General features: G+C 44.2%; 22 protein-coding genes and 3 pseudogenes. 15 read left to right on the top strand and 10 right to left on the bottom strand.

Annotated features, from left to right (window positions below; all coding sequences use genetic code 11):
- Window positions 1-33: 33 nt before the first annotated feature.
- Entirely contained in the window at window positions 34-252 is a 219-nt protein-coding gene (locus tag AC1HDP_RS03150) for a sulfurtransferase TusA family protein (RefSeq protein ID WP_479637639.1), read from the bottom strand.
- A 108-nt stretch (window positions 253-360) separates the two neighbouring features.
- Here AC1HDP_RS03150 and bepA point away from each other — a divergent pair, with 108 nt between their 5' ends.
- The 4 genes from bepA (at window position 361) to AC1HDP_RS03130 (ending at window position 4,779) form a co-directional block, all read left to right on the top strand.
- The gene (gene bepA, locus AC1HDP_RS03145; protein WP_479637638.1) at window positions 361-1,854 is read left to right on the top strand and encodes a beta-barrel assembly-enhancing protease; all 1,494 of its coding nucleotides are present in this window, start codon (window positions 361-363) and stop codon (window positions 1,852-1,854) included.
- A gap of 68 nt (window positions 1,855-1,922) precedes the next feature.
- Window positions 1,923-2,276 carry an arsenate reductase (glutaredoxin) gene (arsC, locus tag AC1HDP_RS03140; protein WP_479637637.1) on the top strand — a complete coding sequence of 118 codons (354 nt, stop codon included), beginning with the start codon at window positions 1,923-1,925 and terminating at the stop codon, window positions 2,274-2,276.
- 56 nt (window positions 2,277-2,332) lie between these two features.
- Window positions 2,333-2,701, top strand: a complete 369-nt coding sequence (locus tag AC1HDP_RS03135; RefSeq protein WP_479637636.1) for a DUF2069 domain-containing protein — start codon at window positions 2,333-2,335, stop codon at window positions 2,699-2,701.
- A gap of 128 nt (window positions 2,702-2,829) precedes the next feature.
- Window positions 2,830-4,779, top strand: a complete 1,950-nt coding sequence (locus AC1HDP_RS03130) for a hypothetical protein (RefSeq protein WP_479637635.1) — start codon at window positions 2,830-2,832, stop codon at window positions 4,777-4,779.
- Between the two features lie 73 nt (window positions 4,780-4,852).
- Here the strand turns inward: AC1HDP_RS03130 and AC1HDP_RS03125 are convergent.
- From AC1HDP_RS03125 to AC1HDP_RS03115, 3 genes and pseudogenes are all read right to left on the bottom strand, one after another.
- Window positions 4,853-6,087, bottom strand: a pseudogene (locus AC1HDP_RS03125) (transposase domain-containing protein).
- A 123-nt stretch (window positions 6,088-6,210) separates the two neighbouring features.
- Window positions 6,211-6,921 carry a DnaA inactivator Hda gene (gene hda, locus AC1HDP_RS03120; protein WP_140932425.1) on the bottom strand — a complete coding sequence of 237 codons (711 nt, stop codon included), beginning with the start codon at window positions 6,919-6,921 and terminating at the stop codon, window positions 6,211-6,213.
- Window positions 6,922-7,030: 109 nt separating this feature from the next.
- Window positions 7,031-8,272, bottom strand: coding sequence for a DUF2066 domain-containing protein (locus AC1HDP_RS03115; protein ID WP_479637634.1), 1,242 nt, complete (start codon window positions 8,270-8,272; stop codon window positions 7,031-7,033).
- Window positions 8,273-8,611: 339 nt separating this feature from the next.
- On the opposite strand from AC1HDP_RS03115, the gene AC1HDP_RS03110 reads away from it, so the two are divergent.
- Window positions 8,612-9,844, top strand: coding sequence for a uracil-xanthine permease family protein (locus tag AC1HDP_RS03110; protein WP_140932423.1), 1,233 nt, complete (start codon window positions 8,612-8,614; stop codon window positions 9,842-9,844).
- A gap of 84 nt (window positions 9,845-9,928) precedes the next feature.
- Here AC1HDP_RS03110 and AC1HDP_RS03105 read toward each other — a convergent pair.
- Both AC1HDP_RS03105 and AC1HDP_RS03100 read right to left on the bottom strand, forming a co-directional pair.
- Window positions 9,929-11,252 (bottom strand): annotated as a pseudogene (locus AC1HDP_RS03105) (IS4 family transposase).
- Window positions 11,253-11,363: 111 nt separating this feature from the next.
- Complete coding sequence (locus tag AC1HDP_RS03100) at window positions 11,364-11,705, bottom strand: Grx4 family monothiol glutaredoxin (protein WP_479637633.1); 342 nt, start codon at window positions 11,703-11,705, stop codon at window positions 11,364-11,366.
- Window positions 11,706-11,928: 223 nt separating this feature from the next.
- On the opposite strand from AC1HDP_RS03100, the gene sodB reads away from it, so the two are divergent.
- From sodB to AC1HDP_RS03080, 4 genes are all read left to right on the top strand, one after another.
- Window positions 11,929-12,513: a superoxide dismutase [Fe] gene (gene sodB / locus AC1HDP_RS03095; RefSeq protein WP_479639812.1), complete on the top strand. Its 585-nt coding sequence runs from the start codon at window positions 11,929-11,931 to the stop codon at window positions 12,511-12,513.
- 217 nt (window positions 12,514-12,730) lie between these two features.
- Window positions 12,731-14,665, top strand: coding sequence for a PrkA family serine protein kinase (locus tag AC1HDP_RS03090; protein ID WP_479637632.1), 1,935 nt, complete (start codon window positions 12,731-12,733; stop codon window positions 14,663-14,665).
- Between the two features lie 46 nt (window positions 14,666-14,711).
- The gene (locus AC1HDP_RS03085; RefSeq protein WP_479637631.1) at window positions 14,712-15,980 is read left to right on the top strand and encodes a YeaH/YhbH family protein; all 1,269 of its coding nucleotides are present in this window, start codon (window positions 14,712-14,714) and stop codon (window positions 15,978-15,980) included.
- A gap of 9 nt (window positions 15,981-15,989) precedes the next feature.
- Window positions 15,990-17,525 (top strand): SpoVR family protein, encoded by a 1,536-nt coding sequence (locus AC1HDP_RS03080; protein ID WP_479637630.1) that lies wholly within the window; start codon window positions 15,990-15,992, stop codon window positions 17,523-17,525.
- A 132-nt stretch (window positions 17,526-17,657) separates the two neighbouring features.
- Here AC1HDP_RS03080 and fadR read toward each other — a convergent pair whose 3' ends face one another.
- Window positions 17,658-18,377, bottom strand: a complete 720-nt coding sequence (gene fadR, locus AC1HDP_RS03075; protein ID WP_479637629.1) for a fatty acid metabolism transcriptional regulator FadR — start codon at window positions 18,375-18,377, stop codon at window positions 17,658-17,660.
- A gap of 287 nt (window positions 18,378-18,664) precedes the next feature.
- Here fadR and nhaB point away from each other — a divergent pair, with 287 nt between their 5' ends.
- The 3 genes from nhaB to AC1HDP_RS03060 all read left to right on the top strand — a co-directional run bounded on the left by nhaB (window position 18,665) and on the right by AC1HDP_RS03060 (window position 21,751).
- Window positions 18,665-20,257, top strand: a complete 1,593-nt coding sequence (gene nhaB / locus AC1HDP_RS03070; RefSeq protein WP_479637628.1) for a sodium/proton antiporter NhaB — start codon at window positions 18,665-18,667, stop codon at window positions 20,255-20,257.
- A 75-nt stretch (window positions 20,258-20,332) separates the two neighbouring features.
- A complete protein-coding gene (gene dsbB, locus AC1HDP_RS03065; RefSeq protein ID WP_479637627.1) occupies window positions 20,333-20,866 on the top strand; it encodes a disulfide bond formation protein DsbB in 534 nt (177 codons plus the stop codon).
- A gap of 36 nt (window positions 20,867-20,902) precedes the next feature.
- On the top strand, window positions 20,903-21,751 hold the full coding sequence (locus AC1HDP_RS03060; RefSeq protein ID WP_479637626.1) for an alpha/beta hydrolase: 849 nt from the start codon (window positions 20,903-20,905) through the stop codon (window positions 21,749-21,751).
- 92 nt (window positions 21,752-21,843) lie between these two features.
- On the opposite strand, the gene AC1HDP_RS03055 is transcribed toward AC1HDP_RS03060, so the two are convergent.
- The 3 genes and pseudogenes from AC1HDP_RS03055 to AC1HDP_RS03045 all read right to left on the bottom strand — a co-directional run bounded on the left by AC1HDP_RS03055 (window position 21,844) and on the right by AC1HDP_RS03045 (window position 23,655).
- Window positions 21,844-22,284: a YcgN family cysteine cluster protein gene (locus AC1HDP_RS03055; protein WP_479637625.1), complete on the bottom strand. Its 441-nt coding sequence runs from the start codon at window positions 22,282-22,284 to the stop codon at window positions 21,844-21,846.
- A gap of 41 nt (window positions 22,285-22,325) precedes the next feature.
- Window positions 22,326-23,134 (bottom strand): annotated as a pseudogene (locus AC1HDP_RS03050) (lytic murein transglycosylase).
- A 239-nt stretch (window positions 23,135-23,373) separates the two neighbouring features.
- Window positions 23,374-23,655, bottom strand: coding sequence for a YcgL domain-containing protein (locus AC1HDP_RS03045; RefSeq protein WP_479639811.1), 282 nt, complete (start codon window positions 23,653-23,655; stop codon window positions 23,374-23,376).
- Window positions 23,656-23,790: 135 nt separating this feature from the next.
- Between AC1HDP_RS03045 and minC the strand changes: the two genes are divergently transcribed.
- The 3 genes from minC to minE are packed head-to-tail and all read left to right on the top strand — an operon-like array spanning window position 23,791 to window position 25,555.
- Entirely contained in the window at window positions 23,791-24,456 is a 666-nt protein-coding gene (minC, locus tag AC1HDP_RS03040; protein ID WP_479637624.1) for a septum site-determining protein MinC, read from the top strand.
- Between the two features lie 26 nt (window positions 24,457-24,482).
- Window positions 24,483-25,292, top strand: coding sequence for a septum site-determining protein MinD (minD, locus tag AC1HDP_RS03035; RefSeq protein ID WP_479637623.1), 810 nt, complete (start codon window positions 24,483-24,485; stop codon window positions 25,290-25,292).
- A 2-nt stretch (window positions 25,293-25,294) separates the two neighbouring features.
- Window positions 25,295-25,555, top strand: coding sequence for a cell division topological specificity factor MinE (minE, locus tag AC1HDP_RS03030; RefSeq protein WP_479637622.1), 261 nt, complete (start codon window positions 25,295-25,297; stop codon window positions 25,553-25,555).
- The last annotated feature ends 66 nt before the right edge of the window (window positions 25,556-25,621 follow it).

The raw sequence follows: 25,621 nt of genomic DNA, 5'->3' as shown, positions 1-25,621 counted from the left end.
CATCAAAACTTTTGAGTAAAGAGTGAGAATAAATCAGGCTTTGGTGATCCAAACCGCCAAAAATCCCAACTTTGTAGGGGCTGTACTCACTGTATGGCCCTGTTTTTTTATATAAGCGGGAACATCCTTGCAAGATTGCTTGTCTGATAACAACACGTGCAACTGCATTCCCACAGACATCTGTTTTAGTGCCATTTTTACTGTCACTAACGGGTATGGACAACGGTGGTCAGTTAAGTCAATAAATTCCATAATCCGCTTGCCTTCTATAAGTGCAGACTATTATGCTAACTTGCCCTCGGATGCACAAGACTTGCACCGCTAGCGCAGAAGATAAATCACAGAAAAATAAGGATCATCTTGCCTAAGTCACTGCCATATCACCTAAGGGTAACCTGTATCGCCTCAGTCTTAAGTCTGACCTTGGCTTTGTCCAATTTTGCCGTCGCATCGGCGAATCAGACATTAACTTCCGACAGCCAAAATTTGCCAGAACTCGGCACTGCGGCGATTAATACCTTCAGTTTAGAAAAAGAACAACTTTACGGTGACACTTACATGCGGATTATCCGCGGTTCGGCTCCTGTGATTAACGATCCGGTATTGAGTCAGTATCTGACTGAACTTGGCAATCGTTTAGTGGCCAATGCCACAGGCGTTAAAACGCCCTTCTATTTCTTCTTATTGAATAATGATGAAATTAACGCCTTTGCCTTCTTTGGCGGCCATGTTGGTGTTCATACCGGCCTATTTTTAAATGCTGATAATGAAAGTGAGTTAGCTTCAGTGCTCGCCCACGAAATCACTCACGTAACGCAGCGTCATATAGCCCGCGGAATCGAAGCCCAGCAAAAAGCCACGCCTGCCACTGTGGCTGGTATTTTAGGCGGCATTCTATTAGCCATTGCCGCGCCTCAAGCCGGTATGGCGGCATTAATGACCACGCAAGCCATGTCGCAGCAAAGCTCAATTAACTTTACTCGCTTACATGAAAAAGAAGCTGACCGTATTGGTACCCAAGTCATGGTTGATGCGGGATTTGACCCTGAAGCTGCAGCCGATTTTTTTAATAAAATAGCCACTCGCTATCGCTTTACCACTAAACCACCGCAAATGTTGCTAACCCACCCCTTACCTGAGTCACGGATTTCGGAAGCGCGTAGCCGCGCTGCTCAATATGCACCAGTGCGCTTACCTGTAAGCCTAAATTACGAATTGGCGCGCGCGCGGGTACAGGTTAGATTTTCAAGTTACAGCGATGATGCTGTGCTGACTATGTTTAACGACCAATTGAAAAAGAACAGCTATCAAGTAAAAGAAGCCGCGCTTTATGGCAAAAGCTTGGCGCTGTTTCGTAATAAAAAGTACCAAGAGGCCGAAGCCATCATAGATGGACTCTTGGCTAAGGATGCCAATAACCTCTTTTATCTAGATACCAAAACGGATTTATTGTTGCAGCGCAAAGCTTTTGATCAAACCATTGCTATGTTGCTCGCTGAGCGCGCCTTAAAACCGACCTCGCAAGTGGTGACTCTTAACTTAGCCAATGCCTATATTGAAGCCAAGCAACCCGCTAAAGCCATTCCGTTGCTGCAAGAAATGATCTTTCTAGATAGAAAGAATGCCTTGCCGCTGCAGTTGTTAACGCAAGCCTATAAAGACTTAAATAACAAAGCAATGGAGTTTTATACCCGCGCAGAATCTTTAGGTTTAGTCGCCGATTATGCAGGTGCTATCGATCAGCTAAATTACGCTTATCGCGCAGCGGTCAATGATCCTTTAGAGCAAGCACGGATTGACGCCAGAATTCGGCAATTTAAGCAACTTGAGCGCACCTTAGATGAATTTAAATAGGATGAATTCAAATAGCGGGATAGATCACAAAATGCTAGACTGCGCCTTCCCAATTAGGAGAGGTATGTATGGGCAAAGTTGTTATTTATCATAACCCTAGATGTTCAAAAAGTCGCGAAGCGCTGGCGCTGCTAGAACAGCATAATTGTGATATTGAGGTGGTGTTGTATTTGCAGCAACCGTCCGTTCTCGCAGATATAGCTAAGCTCTTGTCATTATTAGGATTTGATAGTGCGCGTCAGTTAATGCGCACCAAAGAAGCTGAATATAAAGAGTTAGCCCTGGCTGATAGCAATGATGAGAGCGTATTGCGTCAAGCCTTGGTGGATTATCCCAAGCTGATTGAGCGCCCGATTGTTATTGTCAACGATCGCGCTATTATCGCCCGTCCGCCAGAGCAATTACTTAACTTGTTAGCATAAGTTGGCTGCAGTTCATCATTGGCACTCGCTAGTCGCATGTTTTAAATGGAGGTTTTATGTCGACCCAAGGGTTATTACTGGCAAGCCGCATTGGCTATGTCGGCCTGATAATACTACTTAGCTACTATTTTATTAGCGCCGCTTTTGCGGGCAATGGATATTCACCTTGGTTTAGTCTTTTGGGTTTGCTGCCAATTTTGCTCCCCATGAAAGGGATCATTGAAGGGCGACCTTATACTTTCGCTTGGGCAGGATTTATCTTGTGCTTATACCTACTGCACAGCTTAACCTTATGGTGGGTAAGCCCAGAACTTAGAATATTTGCCAGCATAGAAAGTGCCTTACTCATGTTTTGTTTAATCACTTTTTCGTTGTTTGCGCGCCTAAAGGGTCGAGAACTTGGCTTAGGATTAAAAAAACATTAAGCCTAAATGGGGTTGGCAATTGCACTCGGTAGCGTTGCCAACCTTTTCAACTGAGTAGTTTTTAAGATAAACAAGCCGTGTTATAGTCGTTTCATAACAAAAAAAACGATTATCGTTAACGAGGCTTTATGGATAAGAACCCTAATATTTATCTTGCTCTCTTGACCAGTTTGTTAGTTTCAGCCTGTGGCTCGGATTCTGCCGAACCTGTTCCGCCACAGCCTCCTATCGATAATCTGACTCGCTGTGAGGCGCCCTTATCGCTCATGACAGCAATCGATCGCAGCCAATATCGCTTACTCACAGAAGCTAATTATTATCGCAATCAAAATCATAGCCTTATCATTCAATCCAAAAACCATAGTCAACAATGGCGTTACCAATGGCGCCAAATTACAGGCCCAGCCTTAACCCTATTAAGCCCCACTAGCCCAGTATTAGCCTTTGAAGCCACACAAGCAGGCAGTTATCAGTTTGAAGTGAGCATTGAATTACCAGACGCCAATACCAGCATTGAGCAAGTCACCATAGAGATTATTGATGAAGCGCCCGCATTATTAGCGCGGTTAGATCATCAAGTAGTTGAAGGGAATAATGTCAGTTTTCGTTTAGATGGCGCAGCAACGCCAACCCAAGTCAGTTGGTGTATTCAAAGTGGCCCAGATCTAGGGCTTGATGTGTCGCAGCCTCTTCGCCCCTTGTTTACTGCACCACAGGTTAATGCTGATACCTTAAGCGTGCTAAAAGTACAAGCGAGCGTCAATGGTCAAGTGCATACCGACCTAGCTTATGCCTTAATTACCCAAGAGCCTGCCATCAGCTCCAGTTATTTTGATGAACCCGTCGCCAGAGTGCATGCTTATCGCGCCTCTAATTATCAAAAAGCGCTAGAAAGCTGCATTTACTCCAATAGTTTAGTGAACACTTGCACGATGGCGCGCTTGCCGTTAATTGGCCAAACATCAAATGCCAACAATATTGACGCCATTTTAGAGCGGGTATTAGTGTCACACCCTTGGATGGGGGATAATTTTGCCTTATTTCTTAGACAAATGGACCCTAATAGCGATTTTGTAAATCTACTACAATCGGTCAGTGCCATCGTCATAAGTTATGATGTTAGGCCATCTTTTTACTGGGTAGTCACAGGCGCGATTTATCTCGACCCCAGTGATTTATGGTTAACGCCAAGTCAGCGCGATACTATCAACGAAGCGCCAGATTATCGTTCAGGTTTTGGCGATGAACTGCAGTTTTATATGCCATGGCGTTACGTTAAAAACAACCAATACGCTAGCAGTAATATCCCTATCAATGTTCGAGAATCGCGAAGTTTAGCGGATATTGAAGCGGATTTTGCCTCGCTGCTTTACCATGAACTGGCTCATGCCAATGATTTTTTCCCGCGCAGCGTGCATCAGCAGTTGGTTGGAGATACCTTTATTGATGCTTATAATGCCCGCAACGACGCAGGCACTTTAGTCAGTAGTGTGTTGACCCAAGCCTACCCACTGCAAAGTGATGCGATGCAAGGCTTAGCTCAAGTAAGATTTAGAGGCGCCAGCGTTAGCGCGGCGCAAAAGCAATATTTACCGGCAGATATCAGCGGGTTTTTCAATCAAGATGTTGCCAATGATTTTTACAATTATTCAACCATACGCGAAGATGCAGCCATGTTATTTGAAGAGGCGATGATGAGTTATCGCCTTGGCGTACTAAGGGATGTGGCCGTAACAGACAAACCGGCCAGTTTAACCGCAGACAGTATTGTGGTGGATTGGGGCCAAAGAGGTCGGATTGGCGATAATAGCTTAGCAAGCCGCGCCGCTTTTGTGATTGATGCAATGCTGCCAGAACAAACTGGTGACAAATTAATCAGTAGTTTACCTGAGCCAATATTAATGACGCCAGGTCGCAGCTGGGCCGCGAATGTTGCCATTTCGCCAGATACCATCTCACCAAATACCATAGCGCCAAGTAATCGCAACATGGCATCATCAGCATCGCCACTGCGCTTACCGGAAGTAAATGTCCATGGTCGCCACCAAGGACTGCATATCAAAGCCGCTAACTACTAACGCTAGAGAGTAAAACTGGTATTGCTGGATGAATTGATTAAATCAAAAAGCACAGCCTAGGCTGTAATGCCGTTCACTTAGTGTGAGCGGCATTTTTCTTAGGCTTAATGGGATACTTGTTTTTACTCATTTTTAACGCACGTGGATAGGCCCTATCCCGTTTGCCATCGAGCTTGAACTGCCTTGCATTACGCACTATGTCCAAGACATCTCTCGGGACATTCCCTGGCGTTTGAGATGGCAGCTGAGTTAATTTTAAAATGATATAACTCGACGCATCTCTAAAGCTTAATTGGTTCGGATGTAACGACGGTAAGCTTTTAGCCATCAACACCATCTTGTATCTGATGAGGTTATAGGCCAACAGTACCCCCCACAATTCTTGGATAACCAGTTTGGAAATTGGCTGCGTAACGTAAAGCGACTCTCCAGCAGATGTTGCTTCATCTCCCGAGAGCCCACATCGATGGGTATATGAATCCACTATCTCGGCCCCCGGATAACGTAAGGGGTCAGTTAATCAGGTCAAAATGGAAACCAACTTACCTTTTACCGTCTTCGTCAGTAAGCGAGCTTCAATATTGTCAGGCAATAGGCCATTTCTTTCTGGCTTGAGGTGTGGTGGTTAACTGCACCAGTTGGTCGTGTTTTCCTAAAGAGCGTACCACTTCATATTGTGTGCCTTTCTTCAACAGCAGCAGCCAGTGGCTGTTAGGTTGAGCCTGTTGCCAGGCGTGCAAAAGCCCCAAGGAATAGAAGCCTCTGTCAAACAGAGTCAAAGGCGCTGTTCAATACCAAGTGGCTGCTTAATTCCATCATGCAAACCATACGAATTTGAGGATAGCCAGCATCACCAGCAGCGTTGGCGGTTTTGGCAAAGGCCTGGTTGTTTTGCTCACTATCAGGTGTTCGCCACACGACACCGTAGAGGTTGAGTCCACACCAATGAGGATGCTCGGCTCTCTCATGCCAGGTTTTGGCACTTCGCTTAAACACATCCTGAACAACGTCAGAGCCTAGCCGCTTGCGCGCTTGCGTGACAGCACTGCGAGCCACGTAATCCACCTCTTGAGGTAAGACGATAGCAAGCTTATTGATGAGAGAGCGGACGGACTCGCCTCTGAACAGAGCCATACCAATCACCGCCCAAATCATGGCATCCATAGGTAACTTACGTCGCCGTAAACTGGCAACACCATGAGAATCAAGGCACGACTGAATTAAATCTGGCTCAAGCACATAGGCCAGACAGGTGAATTCGGTATGGCGATTGATATGGGTACGCGCCAAAGCGTCTGAAAGTTGCATAAAAAAATCCGATGACATGGGGTCATCGGATTTTGATCCTTTCAGTGAGATCGTCAAGCAATCTGTCTTAACTGATCGGCATTACAGCCTAGGCTGTGCTTTTTATTGATCAGATGGCATAGATTAGAGGCGAAGCGTTTCTTTCACGAATGGGATAGTTAATTTACGCTGATGGATCATTGAGGCTTTATCTAACTTATCAAGCACATCAAACAAGGTGCGTAAGTCGCGCGCCATTCTATTTAACAAAAAACGACCAACATCATCAGGTAAATGTAAACCACGCATAGCGCTACGGCGCTGCAGTGCCGCTAACTTTTCATCATCGGCCATTGGTTGCAATTGATAGTTAATGCCCCACTGCATCCGCGATAACAAATCTGGCAGTAAAATACCTATGTCACTAATGGGCTTAGCGGCGCTCACTATTAAGGAGCAACGACCATGTTCAGTGACACGATTATATAAATCGAACAAAGCCTCTTCCCATAATGGGTGGCCAGCAATAGCATCAACATCATCGATACAAATCAAATCCAGCTGCTCTAAACCTTCAAGCAAGGCAGGAGAGATACTGGCATGAATTCCCATAGGTAAATAAAAGCTACGCCTGTCTTTATCATTGGCGTAAGCGCAAGCTGCATGCAACAAATGGGTACGACCAGATTTGATGGGCCCCCATAAATAAATGATGTGAGCGCCTTCCCCGGCCGCAGATATTTGCAGGGTTTGGATCAGTTCATCGTTGCCGGTGGCAGGATAATAACTGTTGAATGTTTCATCATCCGGCAAATGTACCGGTAAAGATAACTGTATAGGTGAGTTTTGTGTCAATCAAAAATTCTCAATCACCGAGCCGTTATAAGGCGTACAGTTTACCACGTACGCCGGATAAAATATCAATTTCACCTAGTTTGACGTCGATTTTGACGTCAAGCGGTGATTATTGCCACAAATAGTACAAGGTCGTTAGCGCTTCGTTAGGCACTGCTACCGGATTTGGCACAGGGGTAACAGTGGCACCGGTTAATGGCGTCATACTTACTCCCGTATTTACATCGGTCTGAGTATTAGTCTCTGCAGCAGTCACATCCCCTGCCACATTCATATCAACTTGAGCACTAACACTGGCTGGCGAGTTTGTGGTTTTAAATGGGCTCACAGGTGACAAGTGAGCCTCTAACGCCAATAAGCGCTGAAAATCTTGCTCATTAGAGAATAAGCTTATCTGATAAATCGCCGCTGAAGGCTTGAGCTCACTTAAGGTAATTTGTTTAACCACACTCAGTTGCTGCAGATAGGTTTGCAGTTTATGCATATCTTCCAAGTTAGATAAGCCGCCCACCTGCAATTGCAAACGAGTGCCCTCGCCATTATCTGCAACCGCATAACGTTGAACTAAGAACTGACTGATTTTACTTATGATGGCTTGACTGGCTTGAAGCTCGGTGACGGCACTACCACTATCAGACAGTAAAGGCACTATGGCACCTTGAGTTTCATCGGCGCTTGGCTGCTTATATAAAGCAAGACGATATTTCCAACCCGTAGCATCAGCCAACACTGAAGTAATAGCAAAGTAATCGGCGCCATAGCGCAGTGATGCTTGCGCGATATTGCCAGTCAAACCACCCGCCACATCGGTCACACTCACTAACATCATGTCGTCTAAATCAAGCACTGGGAATAATAATGGCACGCCAGCATCTTGGCCTTGCTGCTTAAAATCTTTGCGTATGGTTAAGCTACTTTCATCGCCCACCAGTTGGCGCGGGTCCTGTGTCGCTTGTTGATCATCATTGGCCAGCCACATTAAAATGAGCGGGCGTTGCTTACCCCATATCGGCACATTAGCTTCGCGCAATAACGATATTAATCTGCGTTCATCAAAGCTTGCCGTCACAGCTAATTGACCTTCAATTTGCAGGTAACCAAATTGGCGCAATATCGCATCGGGATCGTTAATTTGCGCCTGAACAAGCGGGTTAGTTAATGCATTAGGATTACCAGTATTTTTGATAATGACTTGTTTAAGTGCATCCGCCAAGGCCACTTTGCGGGCATCCGCACTTCTATCCGTGACAGGGACAACAGCCTGATTAAGTTGTTGAACTACCACCGCATTAGCAAAGTTTGACCACATATAAGTGTTCAAAACCATGAACAGAATAAATAATTTACGCATTTATCCGCAATAATCCCAATGACAATATAATGGCCAAAGTGTACCACAGAAACTTAAGTTCGCGATCCTATCCCCTTGGATAATTTGAAGTTCTCGAATAACGCTTTCATTAGCATTAGTGTGATAAACCCCAAATTAATCAAAATTTAATCATTAATTTTCATGATAAAATCTGTGGGTTTTGCACGTAGCTTAGCTAAGCCTTCATGCATACAAGCATCGAATCGCATTGATTGTGTTGTGGAGCGCCCTCCTCAGTATAAAAGATCCCTATTCGATTCAATATTGCTCAAATATTAATGTTCCCTTCAATAATGAATCACAATAATGAGACCGTTTATGAGTAAGTACACTCTCCCATTACAAGGGGCACAAATGCTGTTTGTGGCATTTGGTGCGCTCGTGCTAATGCCACTGATCACCGGGCTTGATACTAGCGTGGCGCTGTTCACCGCTGGATTTGGCACCTTGTTGTTCCAGTTAGTGACCAAACGCCAAGTACCTATCTTCCTCGCTTCCTCGTTTGCTTTTATTGCGCCCATTCTTTATGGCGTACAAACTTGGGGTATACCTGCCACCATGGGCGGCTTAATGGCCGCAGGCTGCATGTATGTGCTTCTAGGCGCTGCCGTTAAAATCAATGGCGTCACTTTTATCCATAGACTATTACCACCTGTAGTTGTAGGCCCAGTCATCATTGTGATTGGTTTAGGCTTAGCGCCTACGGCCGTCAATATGGCTTTAGGTAAAACTGGTGATGGCTCAAGTGTGTTAGTGCAACAAGACTTAGCCTTATTTATCTCTATCGCCTCACTACTCACCACTATTTTGGTGGCGGTATTTGCCAAAGGCATACTGAAATTAATGCCTATTTTATCTGGCATTACCGTAGGCTACTTACTGAGCTTATATTTCGGCATTGTCGATTTCAGTGCCGTCGTTGCTGCGCCATGGTTTGCTATCCCCCACTTCGTAGCCCCAGAATTTCACTGGCAAGCCATCATGTTTATGATCCCTGTGGCCATTGCCCCAGCGGTTGAGCACATAGGTGATATCTTAGCTATCTCCAACGTGGCACAAAAAGATTACATGAAAAAGCCAGGGTTACATCGCACCTTAATGGGCGATGGTATCGCGACAATTGCGGCGGCAAGTTTTGGCGGACCACCCAACACCACATATTCAGAAGTCACCGGTGCTATTAGTCTGACCCGTAACTTTAACCCTGTAGTGATGACTTGGACTGCAATTACCGCCATAGTGTTAGCGTTTGTGGGTAAGTTAGGCGCCATGATGCAAACTATTCCAGTGCCTGTGATGGGCGGTATTATGTGCTTATTATTTGGCTCGATTGCGACCGTAGGGCTTAACTCGTTAATTAAAAATCAAGTTGATCTTAATATTCCGCGCAACTTATGTATTGTTGGCGTGACCTTAGTCTTTGGTATTGGCGGTATGGCATTTGGTATTGGCGAGTTTAGCCTGAGCGGCATTAGTTTGTGCGGTATTGTAGCTATCTTAATGAATCTATTACTGCCAGCGCACTTTACTGTGGAGAGCAAAGCGCAGTAAAACTAACGTATTATAAAATCTGCAACTAACCCTACTACATTGGCGATTAGTGCATCAAAAAAGCCCGCAATCGCGTAATGCCGTTCACTTAGTGTGAGCGGCATTTTTCTTAGGCTTAATGGGATACTTGTTTTTACTCATTTTTAACGCACGTGGATAGGCTCTATCCCGTTTCCCATCGAGCTTGAACTGCCTCGCATTACGCACTATGTCCAAGACATCTCTCGGAACATTCCCTGGCGTTTGAGATGGCAGCTGAGTTAATTTTAAAATGATATAACTCGACGCATCTCTAAAGCTTAATTGGTTCGGATGTAACGACGGTAAGCTTTTAGCCATCAACACCATCTTGTATCTGATGAGGTTATAGGCCAACAGTACCCCCCACAATTCTTGGATAACCAGCTTTGGAAATTGGCTGAGTAACGTAAAGCGACTCTCCAGCAGATGCTGCTTCATCTCCCGATAGCCCACTGCTATCTCCCATCGATGGGCATATAAATCCGCTATTTCGGCCCACGGATAACGCAATGGGTCAGTTAATCAGGTCAAAATGGAAACCAACTTACCTTTTACCGTCTTCGTCAGTAAGCGAGCTTCAATATTGTCAGGCAATAGGCCACTTCTTTCTGGCTTGAGCTGTGGTGGTTAACTGCACCAGTTGGTCGTGTTTTCCTAAAGAGCGTACCACTTCATATTGTGTGCCTTTCTTCAACGGCAGCAGCCAGTGGCTGTTAGGTTGAGCCTGTTGCCAGGCGTACAAAAGCCCCAAGGAATAGAAGCCTCTGTCAAACAGAGTCAGGCTGTTATTGGGTATGCTGGATATCAGTTCGGCGGCTAAATTCATTTCACTGACAGCAACAGAATCAAAGGCGCTGTTCAATACCAAGTGGCTGCTTAATTCCATCATGCAAACCATACGAATTTGAGGATAGGCAGCATCACCTGCAGCATTGGCGGTTTTGGCAAAGGCCTGGTTGTTTTGCTCACTATCAGGTGTTCGCCACACGACACCATCGACACCGTAGAGGTTGAGTCCACACCAATGAGGATGCTCTGCTCTCTCATGCCAGGTTTTGGCACTTCGCTTAAACACATCCTGAACAACGTTAGAGCCCAGCCGCTTGCGCGCTTGCGTGACAGCACTGCGAGCCACGTAATCCACCTCTTGAGGTAAGACGATAGCAAGCTTATTGATGAGAGAGCGGACGGACTCGCCTCTGAACAGAGCCATACCAATCACCGCCCAAATCATGGCATCCATAAGTAACTTACGTCGCCGTAAACTGGCAACACCATGTGAATCAAGGCACGACTGAATTAAATCTGGCTCAAGCACATCGGCCAGACAGGTGAATTCGGTATGGCGATTGATATGAGTACGCGCCAAAGCGTCTGAAAGTTGCATAAAAAAATCCGATGACATGGGGTCATCGGATGTTGATCCTTTCAGTGAGATCGTCAAGCGATCTGTCTTAACTGATCGGCATTATGCAATCGCGGGCTTTTTTATTATCAATTAAGCTTCTGGCTCATCGTTTTTGTACTTGGCGGCAACGTCTTTAACTAACGTCTGCAGCTCACCTTTTTGGTACATTTCAGTCAAAATATCACAGCCACCGATTAATTCACCTTCAACCCACAGTTGTGGGAAGGTTGGCCAATTTGCATATTTTGGTAATTCGGCGCGGATATCTGGATGCTGTAAAATATCAACATAAGCAAACTGCTCACCCATATTGATCATTAACTGTGCAACCTGAGATGAAAAACCACAGCTTGGCAATTTAGGTGACCCTTTCATGTAAACAATGATTGGGTTTTCGGCAATTTGTTGCTTAATCTTTTCTACGGTTTCCATGCTTGTTCCTAAGTTAATACATGCTGAACTTATCCAATATTGTACGCTAAGCCATCCAAGAACAAAATCCCACAGATTGTAAGTCTTTTACTTAATGGCTTATTTCGATGATGACTATCTAGCCAATCGGTAAATTGATGATTCACTTCACACAATTAATCAGTACAATAGAGACATCAGCACGGTCAAGATAATGACCAATACAATCCACGGAGAGAATCGCATGGCTTTTACCTTACCCGCTTTACCTTACGCTATGGATGCACTTGAGCCACACATTTCTAAAGAAACCTTAGAATATCACTATGGCAAGCATCACAATACCTATGTAGTCAAACTGAATGGTTTGATTGAAGGGACTGATTTTGCTGACAAATCTTTAGAAGAAATCGTTAAGACTTCTACTGCTGGTGTATTTAACAACGCCGCTCAAGTATGGAACCACACTTTTTACTGGCATTGTTTAGCCCCTAACGCTGGCGGCGAACCAACAGGTGCTGTGGCTGACGCTATCAAAGCGCAGTTCGGTTCTTTTGCTGATTTCCAAGCTAAGTTTAACGACAGCGCTGTTAACAACTTCGGTAGTTCTTGGACTTGGTTAGTTAAGAATGCTGATGGTAGTTTAGCCATTGTTAACACTAGCAACGCTGCTACCCCACTAACTCAAGCTGGTGTAACGCCTCTGATGACCGTTGATTTGTGGGAACACGCTTATTACATCGATTACCGTAACTTGCGTCCAGATTACTTAGCTAACTTCTGGAAATTAGTGAACTGGAACTTTGTAAACCAGAATCTGCAAGGCTAATCATCAGCCTTGATAATAAGGAGCTCTTAGAGCTCCTTTTTTATGGTTAGCGTTTATTGATAGCGTCGATAATGCGTTTGCAACTGTTGCGTTTGCAACTATTTGTCGTTGTTTTTATTAAATATTTTTGATCTTTGTGTAAATATAGTGTCTATTCTTAACTAAGGGATGGGATGATAATCATCGTATTGTTAAGTCAGCGCTTCAGGGGGTCAATATGAGCATTTTTGAGCACTACCAACAACGCTACGAAAGGAAGCTCGACGAAGAGTATAGCTTGCAGGAGTTTTTAGATATTTGTAAAAACGATCGCAGTGCCTATGTATCAGCAGCAGAACGCCTGCTAATGGCCATTGGTGATCCTGAAGTAATTGACACTTCAAAAGATCCCATTCTTAGTCGCATTTTTTCTAACCGTCTGATTTCAAGATACCCTGCCTTTAAAGATTTTTATGGCATGGAAGAAGCCATAGAGCAAATCGTTGCTTATCTAAAACACTCAGCCCAAGGGCTTGAAGAATCAAAACAAATTCTCTATCTACTGGGCCCTGTCGGCGGCGGTAAATCGTCATTAGCCGAAAAGCTCAAAGCTTTGATGCAAAAAGTTCCTGTGTACATTTTAAGTGCTGATGGTGTGCGTAGCCCTGTCAATGACCATCCGTTTTGTTTATTTGATGTTGATGAAGATGGCGCGATTTTAGCCAACGAATATCAAGTACCAAAACGCTACTTAAAAACCATCATGTCGCCATGGGCGGTCAAGCGCTTACACGAATTTGGTGGTGATATTAGTCGCTTTAAAGTGGTGAAGGTGTATCCGTCAATTTTGGATCAACTTGCCATCGCCAAAACTGAGCCTGGGGATGAAAACAACCAAGACATTTCCGCCTTGGTGGGAAAAGTCGATATTCGCAAGCTTGAACATTACTCCCAAGATGACGCCGACGCTTACGCCTATTCAGGCGCCTTGTGCCGCGCTAACCAAGGTTTAATGGAATTTGTGGAGATGTTTAAGGCGCCGATTAAAGTGCTGCATCCCCTATTAACGGCGACTCAAGAAGGCAACTATAACGGCACCGAAGGTTTATCCGCACTGCCTTATAGCGGCATCATCTTGGCGCACTCGAATGAATCTGAGTGGTCAGCATTTCGTAACAACAAGAACAATGAGGCTTTCTTAGACCGAGTCTACATAGTCAAAGTACCTTATTGCTTACGAGTTTCTGAAGAAATTCGTATCTATGAAAAATTACTGGTCAATTCTGAGTTAGTCAAAGCGCCTTGCGCCCCTGGCACCTTAGAAACCTTGGCACAATTTACTGTGCTATCACGCTTAAAAACCCCAGAAAACTCTTCCTTGTTTTCAAAAATGCGGGTTTATGATGGTGAAAGCTTAAAAGATACCGACCCGAAAGCTAAATCTTATCAAGAGTATCGCGATTATGCCGGCGTTGATGAAGGCATGCAGGGCTTATCAACCCGTTTTGCTTTCAAAATTCTATCGAAAGTATTTAACTTTGATAGCATTGAAATTGCCGCCAACCCTGTGCACTTGTTCTACATACTTGAACGCCAGATTGAACAAGCCCAGTTCCCAAGCGACACCGCAGAGCGTTACTTGGAGTTCTTAAAAGGCTACCTCATTCCTAAATATGTGGAGTTTATTGGTAAGGAAATTCAAACCGCGTATCTCGAGTCTTATTCAGAATATGGCCAGAACATTTTTGACCGTTATGTCACTTATGCTGACTTCTGGATCCAAGATCAAGAATATCGCGACCCAGAAACAGGCCAATTATTTGACCGCTCATCGCTTAACTCTGAACTGGAGAAAATTGAAAAGCCAGCGGGCATTTCAAATCCTAAGGATTTCCGGAATGAAATCGTTAACTTCGTGCTGCGTGCACGGGCGAATCATGAAGGCAATAATCCGCAGTGGACTAGCTATGAGAAGTTGCGCACTGTGATTGAGAAGAAAATGTTCTCCAACACAGAAGATTTACTGCCTGTCATTTCCTTTAACGCTAAGACATCGACCGATGATCAGCGTAAGCATGATGACTTTGTCAATCGCATGATGGAGAAAGGCTACACCAAGAAACAAGTACGTTTACTGTCTGAGTGGTATCTCAGAGTGCGTAAATCATCTTAGTCCTACTGGAGGGGCTTAGTCCCCTCCAGCCTATGGGAGGTGCGCTATGGCTAATTTCATCGATAGACGGTTAAATGCTAAAGGAAAAAGCACAGTCAACCGCCAGCGTTTTATTGACCGTTATAAAAACCAAATCAAAAAATCAGTCAGTGAGGCCGTCACCCGCCGCAGCGTCACCGATGTGGATAAAGGCGAAAAAATCAGTATTCCGACCCGCGATATTACTGAGCCAAGTTTTCATCAAGGTAAAGGTGGCGTGCGTGATCGCGTGCATCCGGGCAATGACCAATTTATTCGTGGCGATAAAATTGAACGTCCCCTAGGCGGTGGTGGCCAAGGGAGCGGCAAAGGTGATGCCTCAGATTCTGGCGAAGGCCAAGATGAGTTTGTGTTTCAAATATCCCAAGAAGAATACTTGGAGTTATTGTTTGAAGATTTAGAACTGCCCAACTTACAAAAAAACCGCCTTAATAAATTAGTGGAATATCAGATTTATCGCGCTGGCTTTACCAATAACGGCGTGCCAGCCAACATCAACATAGTGCGTTCACTGCGCGGCTCGCAGGCGCGGCGCATTGCTATGACTTCAGGGCGTAAACGCCAACTCAATGAACTCATTGAGCAACTTGCCGCCTTAGAAAACACGCCAGGCTCACAAGCTGAGAAGATTTTAGCGCTGAAAGAAGAAATCACTCTACTGCAACAACGCATTGATAAAGTGCCATTTATTGATACTTTCGATTTGAAGTTCAATAACTTTGCCAAACGCGAAATTCCTACCAGTCAAGCCGTGATGTTCTGTTTAATGGACGTATCAGGCTCAATGGATCAAGCCACTAAGGACATGGCTAAGCGCTTTTATATCTTGCTATACCTATTTTTAACTCGGACTTATAAGAACTTAGAAGTGGTCTATATCCGCCACCACACCCAAGCCAAAGAAGTGGATGAACATGAGTTTTTCTACTCACAAGAAACCGGTGGCACCATAGTATCAAGCGCTCTTAAACTCATGTATGAAGTGCAGCAAGAACGCTACCCAGCTCATGAGTGGAACATCTACGCAGCCCAGGCCTCGGATGGTGACAATTGGGCTGATGACTCGCCAGGTTGCAAAACCTTATTAGAAGATAAAATCCTGCCATTAGTGCGTTATTTCAGCTATATCGAAATCACTAATCGGGCGCATCAAACCTTATGGCGTGAATATGAAGCGCTGCAACAAAGCTACGACAATATGGCGGTCCAGCATATTCGACAAGTAGAAGATATTTACCCAGTGTTTCGAGAATTATTTAAGAAACAAGCGGTTTAAGGGGGGCTTATGCCTAAAACAATGCAAACACCGTTAAGTGATGGCCCTGAATGGACCTTTAACTTAATCGAGCAATATCAAAAAGAGATTAAACGAGTTGCCGCTCATTACGGCTTAAGCAGCTACCCCAACCAAATTGAAGTGATCACAGCGGAACAAATGATGGATGCCTATGCCGGTATTGGCATGCCCATAGGTTATACCCATTGGTCTTTTGGCAAACGCTTTATTCAAACCGAGCAAGGTTATAAACGCGGCCAAATGGGGCTGGCCTATGAAATTGTAATCAACTCCAACCCGTGTATTTCCTACTTAATGGAAGAAAATACAATTACTATGCAAGCACTGGTGATTGCCCATGCTTGCTATGGTCACAATAGTTTCTTTAAAAATAATTACTTATTTAAAACTTGGACAGATGCTAGTTCCATCATAGATTATTTAGTGTTCGCTAAAAATTACATTGCCGAATGTGAAGAGCGCCATGGAGTGCGAGCAGTTGAAGACATTCTCGACTCGTGTCATGCCTTAATGAATTATGGTGTGGACCGCTATAAACGCCCGGCGGAAATATCATTCCGAGAAGAGCAATCGCGTCAACGTGAGCGCGAAGCCTATTTGCAAAGTCAGGTTAATGATTTATGGCGCACCACTATACCAAAAACCGATAGCTCCAAGACCGAGCGCCGCCAGAAGCAACGCTTTCCCATTGAGCCACAAGAGAATATTTTATACTTCGTGGAAAAAAATGCCCCGCTGCTCGAGCCATGGCAGCGCGAGCTAGTGCGCATTGTACGCAAGATGTCGCAATATTTTTATCCGCAAAAGCAAACTCAAGTCATGAATGAAGGCTGGGCGACTTTTTGGCATTACACCATATTGAATCATCTTTATGATGATGGCGTAGTGACAGACCGCTTTATGTTGGAGTTTTTACAAAGCCATACAGGTGTAGTCGCGCAACCGGCCTACAACAGCCGTTATTACAGTGGCATTAATCCTTATGCGTTAGGCTTTAATATGTTTATGGACATCAAACGGATTTGTGAAGAACCGACCGATGAAGATCGGCACTGGTTTCCTGACATAGTCGATACTGATTGGTTAACGACGTTACACTTTGCCATGGAAAACTTTAAAGATGAAAGCTTTATCAGCCAGTACTTATCGCCACGCTTAATTCGCCAATTTAAGTTTTTTGGTGTGCATGATGACACCAATAAACAGTTTTTATCTGTGTCGGCCATCCATGACGAGCAAGGTTATCGTGATATCCGTCATACTTTATCGCAGCAATATAACTTGTCGAATTTGGAACCCAACATTCAGGTCTGCCAAGTGGATGTCGCGGGAGATAGATCAATCACCTTAAGATACGTGCCTCATCAAGGTATTCCGTTAGCGGATTCCTGCCAAGAAGTGGTGCGTCATCTGCATAGGTTGTGGCAGTTTGACGTGAGAATTGAGCAACATAATGACGATGGTAGCCGCCAAATCATTGCCAGTTGCCCGATTTCTGATAAGCCCCATCGCTCACAGCCATAATGGCTTAAGGCTAATCGAAAACTGCAAATACAAAAAATGCTCCATTTTGGGGCATTTTCTTGATAAGTCCACTCAAGATAACTGACTAACATAACACTGAGTCTAGTGGTTGTTAGGGGAGTTCATCGGTAGTTATTTCAGTTCCTGAGCAACATCAGCAGGCATATCATCTCTAAGCTTTAACCACATTTTGCCACTGTCCATACCATAATGGCGCATCAACATAGGCACATCCATATAGTTGCTTTCTTGGGCTAACATTTCCAGCTTGCGATAAAAATTTAGCGCTAATAAACGCGCTTCGCTGCTGCTGAAATAATAACGGCCAACGCCACTATACAGCTTTTTAAAGCCATTAAGGATCAACACATACAATGGATTACCAGAAGAGAACGCCATGGTATGGTGCAATTGATAGTCAAATTCAGCATAAGCCTCAGCCGTATCTTCAAGCTGATGAATACCGCTCAAGACTTCGGTCGCAATCTTAGGGTTCATGCGAATACAGCCACGGAAATAAATGGCGCTGATATTGGTTCTAGCAGACAGTAATTGGTCGACTAAGGTAGGAAAACCTTCGGGGTCTAGATCTGCTATGGTACTTAAAATATTAAGACCTGAGGTTTCCCAGACATTGTTAACACGAGTCGGTTTACCATGTTGGATAGTTAACCAACCATCACGCGCTAAACGTTGTAATACTTCTCGAAGCGTGGTGCGAGTCACACCAATCAGTTCTGACAGCTCACGCTCAGCAGGCAATATTGAGCCCGGCGGGAATTTTTCTTCCCAAATGGATCGCACAATATACTTCTCTGCAAAACTTGCAGGTCCTTTGGCTTCGATAATCATCAGCCCACTATCCTTTGGTCTTGCATTAATATTGGCGCTTATCATACCAGAAGGGACAAAAATGAAAACCCAAAGCGTAAATCCATAAAAATCATAAATTAAAAGTTAACAATTATGATAAATGGGCTTTATCTTTAAAATACTGCCATTATGTTGTATAGATCAGGTTTAGACTAATTATCCCGTCATTGACATGACATTAGTTTGCACTTTACGTTAGAATTTAGCGATAACAAACACAAGTTTAGCCGCTAGTTATATTCAAATTATTTAGGAGTACGGAAGCCATGCCTGTGACCTTAAGTCAGGCGTTTATCTCAAACTTTTTAGGCAGTTCGCCTAAGTGGTATAAGATAACAATCCTCGCATTTTTACTAATTAACCCGATCCTGTTTTATATCGACCCATTTGTTGCTGGTTGGGCATTAGTTATACAGTTTATTTTCACCTTGGCCATGGCATTAAAATGCTACCCATTACAACCTGGTGGTTTACTTGCCATAGAAGCCGTCATTATAGGAATGACAACGCCTAACCAAGTCATGCATGAAATCGAAGCCAACCTCGAGGTCATTTTATTACTGGTGTTTATGGTCGCCGGCATTTACTTCATGAAGCAGTTGCTGCTATTTGGCTTCACTAAGATAATCACTAAGGTGCGCAGCAAAACAGCGGTATCGCTAATGTTCTGTGCCGCCGCCGCCTTCTTATCAGCCTTTTTAGATGCATTAACCGTTATCGCGGTAATCATTGCCGTTGCCGTTGGTTTTTATAACATTTATCACAAGGTTGCCTCTGGCATGTCTTTTGGTGAAAGCAATGACCAGCCACAAGATAACAACCAAACCTTAGATGAACATGAAAATGAATTAGAAGCCTTTCGGGGTTATTTACGTAATTTATTAATGCATGCTGGTGTTGGTACCGCCTTAGGTGGTGTTTGCACTATGGTGGGGGAACCGCAAAACCTGATTATTGCAGCGCAAGCTAATTGGAACTTTGCTGAGTTTGCTATTCGCATGTCACCTGTGACAGTGCCTGTATTTTTCGCGGGTTTATTGACTTGCTTGGCCGTTGAAAAATTCAAAATCTTCGGTTATGGCGCCCAGTTGCCCGAAGCGGTACATAAAATTTTGTGTGAATACGCCGACCATGAAGATGCTCACCGCACTAATAGCGACAACATGAAACTGATAGTGCAAGCCATAGTGGGTGTATGGCTAGTGGTAGGTTTAGCCATGCATTTAGCCTCTGTAGGCTTAATTGGCTTAACTGTCATTATCTTGTGTACTGCGTTCAATGGCGTCACCGATGAGCATGCCTTAGGTAAAGCCTTCGAAGAAGCGCTGCCTTTCACCTCATTATTGGCCGTATTCTTTGCAGTTGTGGCCGTGATCATTGACCAGCAATTGTTTGCGCCTGTTATTCAGTGGGCTCTGAGCTTTGAAGGTAACATACAATTAGTGGTGTTCTTCATTGCTAATGCCGTGTTATCTATGGTGTCTGACAACGTGTTTGTGGGTACTGTTTATATTAACGAAGTGAAAGCTGCTTTACTAAATGGTCAAATTACCCGTGAACAATTCGACTTATTAGCGGTTGCTATTAACACTGGGACTAACTTACCTTCGGTAGCTACACCGAACGGACAAGCAGCCTTCTTGTTCTTATTAACCTCAGCCTTGGCGCCACTCATCCGCTTATCTTACGGACGCATGGTGTGGATGGCGTTGCCTTATACCATCATCTTGTCTGTCGTCGGCTTAGTGACCATTGAGACAGGTTTCTTAGTGGAGATGACTCAGTACTTTTATGACAATAACTTCTTAATCCAACATAGTGTGCAAGAAGTGATTAATAGCGGCGCTGCCTCACATTAAGTTGACCGCCCTAATAACTATCGAGTAAAGTCAAACGCCCTGATCTCAGGGCGTTTTTTATTGATAGGAGTTGTTGTGATCACCGAATACCAGCTAACCCAATTTAGCCATTCTCGTCGTTCATGGGCCATCCTTGGCCTAACGGCCCTCGCCCTTGAAATCACCGCCTTATTTTTTCAATATGGTCTTGGACTCGCGCCTTGCGTCATGTGTGTCTATATTCGCCTCGCCGTATTTGGCATAGGTGTAGCGGCGTTAATTAATATTATTTATCCAGTGCGCACAGTGAGAATAGCAGGCGGCCTACTTTGGCTGGTGAGTGCTGGCTGGGGATTACAAATTGCGACCGAGTTAGTCGCGATTCAATCAGACCCATCCCCTTTTGCCACTTGTGATTTTTTACCTAACTTCCCAAGTTTCATGCCGCTGCATGACTGGTTCCCAGCCGTTCTTATGCCAACGGGCATGTGCACAGATTCAGTGTGGAGCATGTTAGGGTTAAGCATGGCGCAGTGGATGCAAGTGTGTTTCAGTCTCTATTTAATCGCCTGGGTCATTATGGCCAAGCCGTTATACAGGGCAAATATTACTAGCCATCACTCAGACTGATGTAAAAATCCTACTGATATAAAAAGGCAAAGGCATATGATAAAAGTATTGATAGCCCTGCTATTTATCACTGGCTCTTATGTTTATAGTGCAAGAGCTTATAGTGCGGATATAGAGGTTGTGGTTGAGGCTGATGTTGGCCTTAACCAACAGCAATTAGTTGATAGCAGTCGAGAGCGCATTATCCCGATTAATATTACTAAACCTTTGCATCACTCGCAGCAGAGCGCATCACAATGCAGTGCACTCAAGCCCTGCCCTGTGGTGTTTATCAGTGCTGGTTACGGCGTATCTCATCTTAAATATACCTTTATTCGCCAGCTATTTAATCAGCAAGGCTATTTAGTGGTTGAAATAGCCCATGAATTAGCCAGCGACCCTATGCTCGCTACCCAAGGTAACTTTTTTGTCACCCGTCAGGAAAATTGGCAACGCGGCGCGCAAACCTTAACTTTTGTGCGAGATACGTTGAAAAAGCGCCTGCCTGAGTTTGATTTTGACCATTTGACGTTAGTAGGACATTCCAATGGCGGCGATATATCTGCATGGCTTGCCAACCAACCAAATGACTATATCAGTCGGTTGATCACCTTAGATCATCGCAGAATGCCATTGCCAACGACTACAGCCATTAACATATTATCGATTAGAGCCAGTGATTTTGCGGCGGATGAGGGTGTATTGCCCACAAAAACAAATAGTCAGTCCCAAGCTATATGTGTTGTTACCTTAATCGATGCAAAACACAATGACATGACAGATGATGGACCGCCATGGCTAACCCATAAAATTGGTGAATTAATTGAGCAGTTTATCGGCGCGCAGGCAGTCACTCAGCAAGAGCTACAAACCTGTCTCCATAAAAAAGCCCAGCGCATAGGCTAGGCATTTTTATGGCACTTGGCATTGGGCTAACTCGTTACGTGTTTATCTGTGTCGCGATAAATACAACGGCGGCGCTAGTCCAAAATGAGTAGTTATTCAACGTCTTGCAATGGCCAAAGCACTATATGATCTTCAATATCTATGACTTTGCTTTCACAAACCACTTTACCAGACACTGACATACCCGCATTAATCATGGCGGTTTTAGAACCAGTTAATAATGGATGCCAGCTTGGCAAATCACGTTCTTGATAAATACGGCGATACGCACAAGAATCCGGTAACCAAGTCAACTCAGCAATATTGTCAGGGGTAATGCGAGTACATTCAGGCACTTCTTGAAAGCGATCGGCATACTTTTGACAGCCGCCAGATGCGGTATTAAGAAGCTTACAAGCCGCATTGGTATAATAGAGTTGCTCAGTCTCATCATCGATAAGTTTGTTCAAACAACATTTACCACAGCCATCGCACAGAGACTCCCACTCTTCATGGGTAAACTCAGCTAGCTTTTTTTGCTTCCAAAACGACATACATGACCACTTGATACTTGATAAAAGTCGGCTAGTTTACACTATTTTAGTTGAGGAAACTTGATCCGCTCTGATAAATAGGTCACTGAAATACTGTCATAGTGATTATCAAGCCATGCATTGATGGCTCGATAGTTGTCATACACCAGATAAATGCGCCCTTTTATACCATCAGGCGCTATTACATTAGCGCGTATGCTATCGACGTTTGGTAAGTCAGTACCATCAAAACGGCGCACGCCTTGTTGTTGCCAGTAACTAAAGGCTTGTGGTGCTTGCGCTTGGCTTAAATCAAAATCCACGGGCAATTGCACTTGGCGTCCCCAAGTGGCTTCTTGCTGCCAACCCTGCTGCTTGAGTATATTGGCTATGGTCGCGAATATATCGGCATGATTTTGCAAATATCAACTTTGCCATCGTCATCGCCATCAACACCATAGGATAAGTATTGCGATGCCGTTAAAGCGACTTGTCCAAGGCGCGCGTCTCTATTGCCCACAAAATCTTGCGGGCTTAGCCCTGATTGCGCTAATGCCACCACAGCATCGATAAAGCTTGCTTGCTGCGCCTCATCGCTCTGGCTTTGACTGGCTAATATAGTTAACACCGGAAACTGCCCCGCTTGCTCACCATAATTAGACTTAATGCCCCAGAGCGCTAAGATAAACCTTGGCTGTACCCCAAAACGCTCGCCGATTTTATCTAGCAGCCCTTGGTGCTCTTGCAATAAGGCTAAGCCCCGTTCAACCTTGTGATTAGGCACTTGAGTTGCAAGATAAGTATCAAGATTAACAGTGGTTTGCTGCGCAGGCGCTACCGAGTAGCGGAAGTAAGGCTTAATCCCCACCATGATCTTATCTAACGCGCGGCTATCTAATGAATGGCGAGGATCAGCTAATACCGCCGATGTTAACTGCGCAAGATGCGATGGAAATTTTTGTTCAGCAGGCTGATTTGCCTGTGAATTAGCAGAAACTCCAGATGTGATGCCAATTAATAACACTGCTGCACGCACATATAGTTTCATTAAACATCCTTGTCATCAACATGAGTATCATCACACTATTTTAGTCGAGATAGTCACTATTATTATTCACTCGCTGGCGCTAGACCTTGCTTGTATTCTTTAAGTAAATCAACTGGTGGCGGCGGTAACTGTAAATAATATCCTTTGGTAGTTAACTGCTCTCTAACCTTATGAATATCAGCCATCCCCAAATGATCGCGTTTATCAAGTGACATGACCATGACTAATTTAGCAGTTCCAAACATTGTCATTAATTCAGCGGGAACATCGCTGAAATCATCCCTTTTTTTTACAAAGAGATAGCTATCGGCCTTACGGCTGCTTTTATATACGGTACAGAGCATATTTTCATTAAATTCCAGTTTAACAAACCTTGTCAGGCTAAGGCCCACACTATAACATGACATCATAATGATAAAGCTATAATGCAAGGCTAGAAATTTAGCCTAGCTAATGTTTTTTGGGAGCAATCGATCTTGATGCCGACACCTAGCCTGGAATTAAAAGGCTCGACTTTCACTTTTTCGGTGCTCTATATAAACAGCAGTGACTTGAATCAATTAGCCGATGAATTAACGGCTAAAGTGGCTCAAGCTCCGCAGTTTTTTGCGCAAGCGCCCATCATAGTTAATTTAAGTCACCCATTGGCTCATGCCCTCGACTTAAGCAGTTTATTTAATATTATTCGGGCGCATGATTTTATTATCGTTGGTATAAGTGCAGCTTCTAATAACCATAATCTAGAAGCTAAACATTTAGGTGTGGCGGTAGTTAAAGCTGGTAAAGATGCATTTTGCCCACCGCCACCGCCAAGAACCACCAAAATAGTCAGACAGAATGTTCGTTCTGGCCAACAAATTTATGCCAAAGACGGCGATTTAATTGTCTTTGGCGCTGTCGGTAATGGGGCTGAAGTCATTGCCGATGGTAATATCCATATTTATGGCAGCTTGCGAGGCAAGGCAATGGCAGGCGCCAATGGCGATCGTCATGCCATTATTCTCGCCCATGATCTACAAGCTGAATTAGTTTCTATTGCTGGGCAATATTGGTTATCAGAAAACCTGCAGCAGTACAGCGATATTAAAAGCGGTTGTATTCGTCTTGATGGCGAATCACTGATAGTTGAATCAATACCTGTGTAGGACGCAGGCAAATAAAGGATAAATACATGGCACAAATTATTGTTGTCACATCCGGCAAAGGTGGAGTGGGCAAAACCACTTCCAGCGCAGCGATTGGCACAGGACTAGCTCTCGCTGGGCATAAAACCGTTGTTATTGATTTTGATATCGGTTTACGAAATCTTGATCTGATCATGGGATGTGAACGTCGAGTTGTTTACGACTTTGTTAACGTTATCAATGGCGAATCTAATCTTAATCAAGCACTGATTAAAGATAAGCGTTGTGACAAGTTGTTTATTTTACCGGCATCGCAAACTCGTGATAAAGAAGCCTTAACGAAAGAAGGCGTCGGTAAGGTATTAGATGCATTATCGCAAGATTTTGATTACATCATCTGTGATTCTCCTGCAGGCATTGAAAATGGCGCCATGATGGCACTGTATTATGCCGATATCGCCATTGTCACTACTAACCCAGAAGTGAGTTCAGTACGCGATTCTGATCGCATCTTAGGCATGCTGCAAAGTAAATCACGCCGCGCTGAGCAAAACTTAGAGCCGATTAAAGAATACCTGTTATTAACCCGCTATTCGCCAAGCCGCGTGGCGTTAGGTGAAATGCTCAGTGTGTCAGATGTTGAAGAAATTCTGGCCATCGAGTTACTGGGAGTAATTCCGGAGTCGCAAGCGGTTTTAAAAGCCTCAAACTCAGGCGTGCCTGTCATCATGGATGATCAAAGTGATGCTGGTATGGCTTATGCAGACACTATTAACCGCCTCCTTGGGCAAGAAATTCCGCTTAGGTTTATCACTGAAGCCAAGAAAAGCTTCTTGAAACGTATATTTGGTAGCTAACTATGTCATTACTCGATTACTTCAAAAGCAGTAAAAAGGCCAATACCGCGGTAACCGCCAAGGAGAGACTGCAAATTATCGTGGCCCACCAACGCTCTGAGCGCGGTATGCCGGATTATTTCCCACAAATGAAGCAAGAGATTATCGATGTGATCCGTAAATACATCACTATCTCTGACGAGCAAGTCAGTTTTCAGTTAGATCAAAATGACGATAACCTCTCAGTATTAGAGTTAAACGTCACCTTGCCCGATAAAAATTAATAAAAAGGCGCCTAATGCGCCTTTATTTATGCCTGTTTACTGCAAACTTAGCAGCCAAGTATCAAG

It is taken from the genome of Shewanella sp. ISS20 (assembly GCF_056522965.1).
The sequence above is the reverse complement of the archived record's forward strand: the minus strand, read 5'-3'. Positions and strand labels throughout refer to the sequence as shown.